The following is a 9,946-nucleotide window of genomic DNA, read 5'->3' as shown; positions in this document are numbered from 1 at the left end:
GGCCTAGTGACAGGGTTGCTGCTCTAGTCCGCAGTAGTACATCCACAATAAGGTGATTTTATATTGTATTCGTTTATTTTGAGTCGTGTATCTTCCTATATAAAGAGGATCTAGATACACTCGTAATTTCACAAATCTGTTTTACTGTCATATTTCCTTCTTCATAAAGCTTCATTGCGTAATTCATTCCTGCGTGTTTTTCATGATACTTTTTTACTCTTCCTTGATATTTCCCCTCTTTTTTAGCAAGATTAATTCCCTCACGTTGGCGCATTCGTATTAAGTCCCGTTCTAATTGATTTACTCCTCCCATTACTGTCATTAAGAAATGACTATATGGATTTTCTTCAGATAAATCTAACCAAGTATCTTTTAATGATTTTAAGTTTACTTGTTTATTTTTTATGTAATCAACTAATTCAAATAAATCTCTTGTACTTCGAGTAATTCGCGTTAAATCTGTCACATAAATAACGTCTCCTTCTTTAAGGTCACCCAACATATTTTGAAGTTCAGGTCTATCTTGTGTAGCACCTGATACTTTTTCTTGATATATGATATCTACTCCGATTTCTTCCATCTGCTGTAATTGCCGCTTTGGATTTTGATCTACAGAACTTACTCGTACATACCCTATTTTTCTCATATTTCACACTCCTATTTTGAAACAAGTCATATGGGACGCTCCGAGATACCATTATACCAGAGTTATAGAAATATCCCAATAGAGTAGACTCTATTGGGATGAAAGTGTATTACACGGAATTACACACGAAAATTAATTGAATAATATGAATTTTCTTGAAAAAATACATACCTCTCATATCATAGATATATTTCTCTTCGAATTCATATATAATTTTCATTATCAAATATTTACACTGGAGGTAATTATATGAATTTGTAAATAGAAAGTTTATATATATATTATTTCATAAATTAGAGAGGGTGTATTGTAATGGTAAAACGAGATATTTCTCCAAGAGATCTTGGAGGTAAAGAAGATTCCCCATTCTTACTTTCTAAAGAAGAATGGATTACAATTCAAAAATATACAGGTGATGGAGCATATGTGCCTGTAAATGAAGCTGAAATGCGTAAAGCTTTAGCACTTTCATCTTCAGATGAAATGCCAGATTTTAATGAATTATATTCTGTTTATACAAATGTTAAAAATCACTGTCAAAACTGGACAGATAACACATATAGAGAAGTTCTTGGAGTTGCTAATGAAATTGTAAATTATGCAAGGAGAGCAAAAGTTTACTACAAACCATTAATCGATTATTTACCAGCTATTATAGATGGCGATACTGAGGCTTTAGAAATGTTTAAGAAAATTTGTGAGAGGCTAGCAAAGGAAGCAGCTGAATTTCGTGATCATGCCGGTTCATTGGCAACCATGATTGGAACATTTGCAACTGATACGGCAAATGATTATCAGAGTTTAATAGTGGTTAAGGACAAATATGATAAAAAATATGGTGAACATAGTGAAGAAGTAAAACAACTTAGAGCTTCGGTAGAGCGATTACGGGAAGACTTAGAGGAGTATATGGATGATTATGAGGACTATCAATCTCAATCATGGTTATCTCTATTACTTGGTCCTATTTTTGGATTTGTATTAAAAGGGATTCTCGACAGTACAAAAGGTAAAGCATTAAAAGCTCGAATTGATGCTACAAAACAACAAATTGAAGAATCTGATAAAATAATTCAAAGAAATGTTTATCTGATGTCTTTACTTGATAAAACTGATACAGGCACGGATAAAATCCAAGAGCAAATGGCTGCTGCGCTACCTGTAATACAGAAAATTCACGGTATTTGGAATTCTCTTCATAGTGATCTTGATGAACTTTCCAAAATTGTGATGGAAGATATTCATGATGATCCAGAATTTGCTGATCTTGGAGTTGAATTGGCTATTATGCAGTGGGAGGCTGTTGGGAAACAAGCGGATGACTTCCGAGTTAATGCAGATGTTGGGTTTGTTGTTGAACAATACACAGCTTAAGTATGAAATATTAATGTCACCTTTAATATAAACCGCTCTAATATAGGAATAAATGATAAAAATACAGTTCGGGCAATAAATCTAGAGACAAAAGAAGAATAAGAAGGATAAATTTTCATTTATTCCATACATTCTTTCTTTTGTCTCTCATTTTTTAAATGGAGGAATTCATAATGGTTCGTAGTATTGATTATAAATCTTTGTATGAGGAATTATTAACAAAACAACAAATTCCAGGAGCGTCTTACTTAAATGCAACAAAAACAAAATATGAAATTCGTGATTTATTCGTTGACTTAGGAGAAGTATTTAAGTCAATTGAGGACGATGAATTAACACCAAGAATGATTTCGATCCTTGCGGATGTTGTTCGAATTCCTGACAAATTTATTTGTACTTTACAAGATATACAACTAGTTATTAGAGCAAGAAGAGTGGAAATACAATCAGAAGGGACCGCAGAGATTTTACTAGATTATAAAAATGGAGGCAAGTTAGCTCAGTTGACGATATATGGCAATGAACTTTCTGGAGTGTTACATGCAACTCCAATCTACAATCAAAGTTCTCCACCTCCGTATTCTATAGAACTGAAAAATAAAGGCGTAAGATTGTCCGATAAGGATGGGGTGTTTACTGCAGAAGAAATTACATACGTAGTCCCAACACCGCAACTTCCAAAGCTGTTTACTTCTGTTTTCCAAGTAGCATGTCTATTTTTTGAATCCAGACCGGATATAGCGGCCAATCAGTTAAATTGGTTAAAGATATTTACGACTCAATATGACGGACTAACTTCATTGTGTGTACAAAGCACTTCATTGTTGGCTATTTTAACTGCTAATCGTGGTGATAATACGTTTGTGCCCCTTTTAGATAAAGAACTCTACAGAGATGAAATGAATGCTTTTTTGGGAGCCGCGCAGCAATTTGAGGCGCAATATCATCGTTATTTAGATAAAAATTTATCAATTGATGATCGTAAAAATGCAGCTTTGCTCATGCTAAAACATGAACAAGATACCCTATTATTTAAAGAAACATTAATTAATCAAGCAAAAAACAATTTAAAAAATTCTCGAGATGCCATTGAGACATCTTTACGCCAATTTGAGAAACAGCAACATGTCTTAACATTATCTAGAATTGAGTTCGAGTATGGACTTAAGAAATATGAATATGAACAACAGCTGAGATTAGCTTTCAAAATGGTAAGTACTGTACTAAATTTCGCACAATCTATGGGTTCCATAATTGCTTCCGGAGGAGCTTCTGCCCCCGGAGAGATAATAGGAATAATTAATGCTTTAAAGGAAATTATAGAAGCCGGTGGTGAGCTATCAGCATTAGCTCAAGCATTAAAGGAAAGTATGGAAAAACTAAATGACCTTGTTGAATTAATTAACAAGGTATATGCATTAGCAGAAGATATATCAGAGGCATCAGGAGATATGCAATTCCCAGATGATCTATTTGAAAAAATTAAAGATACTGAGTGGGATATTCCTCAAGAAGATTTAACTGGTAAAGCAACTTGGGACATATTTAAGTTAAAGACAGCTGCAGCTTTAGACGATGCAATTAAGAAAGAAATTGAAGGTGCTAGGGCATATCTACTAGAGTTAGACATTTTAGCTGTATATGGACAAACACTCGCTTCAAATCAAGTAGCTGTCATTCGTTGTGGCCAAGAACTATTCCGTCTGTTAATTGAAAAACATATCCATCAAGCTGACCTTGCAAGATTAGAAGAGTATATTAGAAATCTAGAGGGACAAGAATCTGAAAATGAAGAAATGGAACAAAAGTTGTATCAACGTTATATAGACATGAAGCAAATTCTATTTGTGGCATTAGCAAATTACAAACATGCTTATAAATATTGGGCTCTCCGAGACTCAGATGTAAACCCAAATATCTTAAAAGATGTATCCGAACTAAAAGTGGATGTGGCAACAATACAAACTGATTGTATGCGGGCTTTAAAACAATTTAATCCACCTCCTCAACTCTTTCAAAATAGAATAGTAGAAATTACAGATTCGAAAATTCTAGAGTCATTGAAGGAACAAAGAGAAGCTTCGTGGGAAATCAACTTAAACGATTCCCTTTTTGAAAATGAGTATCGTGTTCGCCTCAAATTAATGCGAATTTGGTTAGATGGAATTGACGCTACTTCTAAAGTACAAATACGGATTACAAATTCAGGACACTATTATGATAATTATATGGAGAAAAAGTTTCAATTTAATTCGGAATCCTTTAATCGAGGATTTAGTTATCAAGGCGTTACCATTATTACTGATGGAATCATTGCGGACGAATTTGCTTACGATTACTTTATTCCAAACCCTTACACAACTTGGACAATTAAAGTTCATGATGGTCCAGGTCCAGATCTTTCCAATGTGACAAAAATTAGAATGGAGTTAGCAGGTTCTCTTGTTGCTAATTATAAGAAAAATAGTCCAGTTTAAATGATTTAATAAAATCTGTTTAAAAGGCAATGAGTAAATACAACTAACAATTATCTAGAGAGGTGTTCATATGAACCATTTAGCCTTTTCTCCACGAGAATTAGGAGGGAAAAATTCTCCTTTTCTCCTTACGATAGAAGAATGGCGTTCATTCGCTAATTATTTAAACAAATGGATCTCAGCACCGACTAGTATCGATCAAGTGAAGGAAAGAATATATCTCATACTCGACGGAAAAGTCAAAAGTAATTGGGATAGACTCATCACAACTTCTACTTTTCGTAGATTAGTTGAAGAAGCAATTACAACGAAGTTAAACGTTATAGAAAAATGTAGGTTCTGGGACAATGGAGGGCATAAAGATATACTTATCATTGCTCAAAATATTGTTGTCTTTGCGGATTTAATTTCTATTAAATATCATAATGATCTTAATCAAGTAATATCGGAAGCACAAGCTGGGAAATTATCCCCAAATACAAAATCTAAATTCGTAAATATATGTAAAGATCTATCTAGTCACGCACAAACATATTATCAACAGTCTCAATCTATGGAAACATCCCTTTCCGAATTTTATTCAGAGATTCAAAAATACGAAGAAACAGTACAAACTTGGTCATATCTGATGTCACAGTTACCATTGCAAAATTCAAATGATTTCGTTGTCGCACAAAACACGGTTGTCTATTTAGTAGCTCCAGTCATGAGTTTGGTTCAGTATAAAGATTCCGTGTGCACTGTTATTCGAAAAGTCCATAGAATATGGAGCGCTATATCTTATGATTTAAAAGAACTAGCAGATAATATTGAGGATATCGAAAATTTGGAGGAGTTCATTGCTGCTTTAGAGTTTGAATTGGCCTTTGAAGATTGGAAAGCAATTCGGGATGAAGCGGAAAATTTTTATAAAAATGCAGAGAACTTTTCTTGAAGAAAAACATTTATAAATGGAGAAAAAGTTTCAATTTAATTCGGAATCCTTTAATCGAAGATTTAGTTATCAAGGAGCTACCATTATTACTGATGGAATCATTGCGGACGAATTTGCTTACGATTACTTTATTCCAAACCCTTACACAACTTGGACAATTAAAGTTCAGGATGGGCCAGACCTTTCTAACATAACAAAAATCAGAATGGAATTAGCAGGTTCTCTTGTTACTAATTATAAAAAAAATAATCCTGTTTTAAATCATTTAATAGAATCACTCTAAAATGGAATGAGTAATATAACTGGAAAATATCTAAAGGGGTGTTCATATGAATCATTTAGCCTTTTCTCCACGTGAATTAGGAGGGAAAGATTCTCCTTTTCTCCTCTCAGTAGAAGAATGGAGAAATTTTTCTAATTATATGAAAAAATGCATCTCACTACCAACTACTCAAAGCATTCTACAGGAGAGAATATCTAATATAAATAACGGACAATTAACACAAAGTTGGTTTAACCTCATAGAAAGAGATACTGCATATTCTACATTGGTACTAACAGGTACAGAAATGACTACTAGGGTAAAAGAAGCCTCTGGATTTTGGGGCACTGGAGGACGTGCAGCAATAATTGCTCTCGCTCAAAATATTATAACTTATGCAAATCTGATTTGTATTAAACACCGTGATGATCTTAATCAAGTTCTATTGGAAGCACATAATGGAAATATGTCTCCAAGTACTAAAACTAAGTTTATAAATGTATGTAAGGATTTATCTGAACACGCCCTAAGATATCATCTAGAGTCTCAAACGATGCTGACATATCTATCTGATTTTTATACAGTAATTGGAGATTGTAAAGATACACATCAAAGTTGCCTAAATTTGATTCCACGCATAGCAATAAGAGATCATCTTGAATATGCCGTTGTACATAATACGGGAACTTTTTTATTAGGTGCAATTAGCAGTGTAATTCCTTCTGAAACAAAGATTTTACCTGTAATTCGAAAAATACATCTAATATGGAGTGCTATCTCTTATGATTTAAAAGAATTAGGGGAGAACATGAGTGAGGATTTAGTTAGTCTTCCTGATATTATTGCTGCACTAGAGCTTGAATTAGCATTTGAAAATTGGAGTGTAATTCGTGAGGAAGCTGAAGAATTTCACAAAAATGCAGAGAACTTTTCTTGAAGAAAAGCATTTATAAGTAGATATTGATAGTTAACATATATACGATTTTTTTAATAGAAGTCACATTATAAAAAAGCTCAGAAACCTCTGTTTTTGAGCTTTTTTGTTTTTTCTATTTATTTGGCTTAGGTGAACGATTATCATATCGAACCGTAGCATCTTAAAAAAATTCATGCTATTTTCAGTTTAATAGGGATTCTTTGATTCATATTTAATTTAAAGGTGCCGTATGGATTAATATGATTATAAAATAATGGTGTTAACCCTCGGAAATCTTCAGGAGTCATTTTGTTAAGTAAATATTTATTATTGTCATACAAGACTTCTTGAACCATTAATGTATTCATAAATACCAAACAATTTTGTAATAATTGAAGTGATAATGCAGATACTTCTTGGTCTTCTAAAGAATTAGACCGAATTTCGCTATTTTTCCCATAAAATATATAGCTATTAACGGAATTCCAATGTTCAACAGTGTTTAAACCTTCATGAATTTCTCGACGAATTTCTTCAAAATGTAAATAATCACACAAGAAAATCGTTTTCATTGCTTTTCCTAATTCACACAGTGCTTGATAAGTTGGATGTTGTGTATCTCTAGTAAATCTTTTTAAAATCGACTCTGCAGAAGCTGTTCCTAACCGTAAAGCAGTTGCAAACTTAATAATTTGTTCATATTGTTGACGAATGAGATCCCAGTTAATTGGTCTACTTAATACCTCTTGTAATTGTGGATACGCCTCATTCATGCCAGTTTCCGGCCGATATAACTTTTGCGAACCAATATTTTTAAAGCGTGGCATCAGTTTAAAACCAAGTAAATGACAAAAAGCAAAAGCAACAACACTTTGTCCGTGTGTATCCACATAATTACGGTCAACTTCCATATCTGTACAATGACGGAGAACTCCTTCCATCATAGAAGCAACTTCAGATGATAGGCAAGATTTAACTTGCGAATAAATACATGCAGATTTCCGATCTGTATGCCAATAAATCATAATGCCACGTCCCTTATAACGAGGATGCCATTCCGTAAGTAAATTTTGATCCCATGTACCAAACTTTTTTGAATCTGATGCACAAGCTGTTGTGGCTGAACCCCATACTTCTTGCATTCGATGAGAGATAATATGGTTTGTTACAGTTGCATTTGCTTTGCGTAAATGCTCTTTATGTATAAATTTATATCGAATATAGCGTAGTTCTCGATAACTATCCTTATGGCTACCAGTCGATACAGCTTTCAAACCTGTATTGGTACCTAAACCAAATAAACTAAGAAGAAGTCGTCTTTGAACGGTTTCTCTATCTAATATCTCCCGATCTGCTGTTGTTTTAAAGTGTTTTGTAAACCCTGTATGAAAATCTGTTTCTTTCACTAAATCTAGTAAATTCATATCAGACCAACGGTCTTTAATTTTATTTTTAATTTGCACTAAAGATTGAGGTTCTGGCTGTTTATCTAATGGGGTAACTCGAATCCATCCTTTCTTATTTTTTGTAATAATCTTTATTTTTGAGTTACCTTTATCTTCTAATCCTCGGTTTAGCATATTTAGTTTTTCTTTCATGGTTTGTACGACCTGTGAAATAAATGGTTCTACATCAAGTGGCATTTTGAGAGCTTGAAAATAGTTCGTTTTTTGTTCTTCAAAATCTTGAGGTAAGTCTTCATCAGGATTACGATAACGATTTGCACCTTCGATCCAAATCTCTTTACAACGAAGACGAATGCGAAGAGATTGTAAAACAGCAATTTCATATCTCATCTTATTTATTCTTTCTATGCCGTTATTATCTTTTTCGATAATAATATCTTTCCATTTTGGCTGGATTACACCATCTATAGGAACTTCATCTTTTACTAAAAAATATCGTTGACCACTTGTTTCATGATTACAAATGAATTGAATTGCCTCAATAATTGGTTGATGAGATGGATTGTTAGAGCGAAAAGTAAGATTTGTTAAAATAGCAAAAAAGGCATTTCTATAATGTCCTCGATAAGAAGAATGCATCTTCATATAAATTTTCTTCTTATACTCTTGTTTCGTTCTTTTCATTTCTTTAATAATATCCTGAATGGTTTCAGAAGTTACAATGGGATATAAAATATCTTGAATGACGCCATTTGGATTTTCTACAGTTGCTTCTAAAAGATTAATAATATATTTATTTTTTCCTTGAACTCGCTGTAACTCTTCTATCACTTCTGTATGAGTTTTATTTTTCGCCCTATTCCCAAACTTATGAGTCATTTCATCAAGTAGATCTGTTAAATAATCAATCACCTCAGCAAGACGCTGCCAAAATAAAATTGCAAGCAAGGTATAACGAATATGTTTGGGATGAGCACGTAATTCAGTAACCGTCTCAGTAGCTGCACGGAGACTATATTTCGTTATTAATTTAGGGGGGATTTGTTTAAATAAACCCGAAGGAATTTGAAGATGTTGAATGGCCAAAAGTTTTTTAACTTCTAACTCCATTGTATTTACACTTCCTTTGCCTGGTGAAGATAACAATTGCCGAAATGTCAAGATATCGTCTTGTTCCTCAGCATAGTATTCTGATTTCCCCACCTTATGAGATTCTTCATCAAAATGAGAGTGTAGTAAAGCGTCTAATCTGGAACATGCGGTGGGAGATAGTTGCTTGTAAGTGGTTGTATATAAATCTTTTTCAAACATGTCAATGGCAGACTCAATCATTCGTTTTAAGCTTCCTACAGAAGGAGGTTCAACTTTCCACATACGAAATAAACTGTACGCTTGCGTTTGTAAGTGTTCTGTATCATGTGTAGATTGAACTTGTTCTCTTAACCACTCAAAAAAACGTTTCTTATCTTTCGCAGTAAGTTCTCGAAACTCAAATAGATTACGTATTTCTTTTCGATGAGCTGTGTAGCTCCGCTCCTTGCCACCCCAACCGTATGTATCAAAAAAATCAGTAACAGCAGCATCAATTTGATTCGCTACATATTGTACAACAACTGTGGGTACATCATGTTTGTCATTAGGAAATCGAGCTTCTTGTTGAAAGTATTTAAGTAGAATTGCAAAACCTAGCCGGTTAGCATGGGTTCGTTTATTCATGATTAAGTTAATTTCATTTGGGAATAAGGAAAATTGTTGTTCTAGTTCAATTTGGCTCCAGTTTCTTTTCAATGCTTGAACCCCTTTTCTCTATATTGTTTTTAAACAGTATAAACTCCAATATAGGAAATGGACAATTAAAGCTTAAAAACACAAAAAATCCATTATTAGGTAATATTACTGCGGACTAGAGCAGGAACCCTGTCACTAGGCCT

General features: G+C 33.4%; 6 protein-coding genes and 1 pseudogene. 5 read left to right on the top strand and 2 right to left on the bottom strand.

Going from position 1 to position 9,946, the window contains the following annotated elements; genetic code table 11:
- Window positions 1-73: 73 nt before the first annotated feature.
- Window positions 74-646 (bottom strand): recombinase family protein, encoded by a 573-nt coding sequence (locus JDS95_RS30060; RefSeq protein ID WP_078205544.1) that lies wholly within the window; start codon window positions 644-646, stop codon window positions 74-76.
- Between the two features lie 312 nt (window positions 647-958).
- Between JDS95_RS30060 and JDS95_RS30055 the strand changes: the two genes are divergently transcribed.
- The 5 genes and pseudogenes from JDS95_RS30055 to JDS95_RS30035 all read left to right on the top strand — a co-directional run bounded on the left by JDS95_RS30055 (window position 959) and on the right by JDS95_RS30035 (window position 6,630).
- Window positions 959-2,020, top strand: a complete 1,062-nt coding sequence (locus JDS95_RS30055; protein WP_078205543.1) for an alpha-xenorhabdolysin family binary toxin subunit A — start codon at window positions 959-961, stop codon at window positions 2,018-2,020.
- A 173-nt stretch (window positions 2,021-2,193) separates the two neighbouring features.
- Window positions 2,194-4,497: a hypothetical protein gene (locus JDS95_RS30050; RefSeq protein ID WP_199691026.1), complete on the top strand. Its 2,304-nt coding sequence runs from the start codon at window positions 2,194-2,196 to the stop codon at window positions 4,495-4,497.
- A 70-nt stretch (window positions 4,498-4,567) separates the two neighbouring features.
- Entirely contained in the window at window positions 4,568-5,431 is an 864-nt protein-coding gene (locus tag JDS95_RS30045; protein WP_098016214.1) for a hypothetical protein, read from the top strand.
- 16 nt (window positions 5,432-5,447) lie between these two features.
- Window positions 5,448-5,714 (top strand): annotated as a pseudogene (locus tag JDS95_RS30040) (hypothetical protein); the annotation flags it as partial.
- A 46-nt stretch (window positions 5,715-5,760) separates the two neighbouring features.
- Window positions 5,761-6,630, top strand: a complete 870-nt coding sequence (locus tag JDS95_RS30035; protein ID WP_098016212.1) for a hypothetical protein — start codon at window positions 5,761-5,763, stop codon at window positions 6,628-6,630.
- Between the two features lie 170 nt (window positions 6,631-6,800).
- On the opposite strand, the gene JDS95_RS30030 is transcribed toward JDS95_RS30035, so the two are convergent.
- Window positions 6,801-9,803 (bottom strand): Tn3 family transposase, encoded by a 3,003-nt coding sequence (locus JDS95_RS30030; protein ID WP_098016211.1) that lies wholly within the window; start codon window positions 9,801-9,803, stop codon window positions 6,801-6,803.
- Window positions 9,804-9,946 lie beyond the last annotated feature (143 nt).

This window comes from Bacillus cereus group sp. N24 (assembly GCF_016483345.1).
GTDB classification, from domain to species: Bacteria; Bacillota; Bacilli; order Bacillales; family Bacillaceae_G; genus Bacillus_A; species Bacillus_A toyonensis.
Note: the sequence above shows the minus strand (reverse complement) of the source record. Positions and strands in the feature narration are given on the sequence as shown.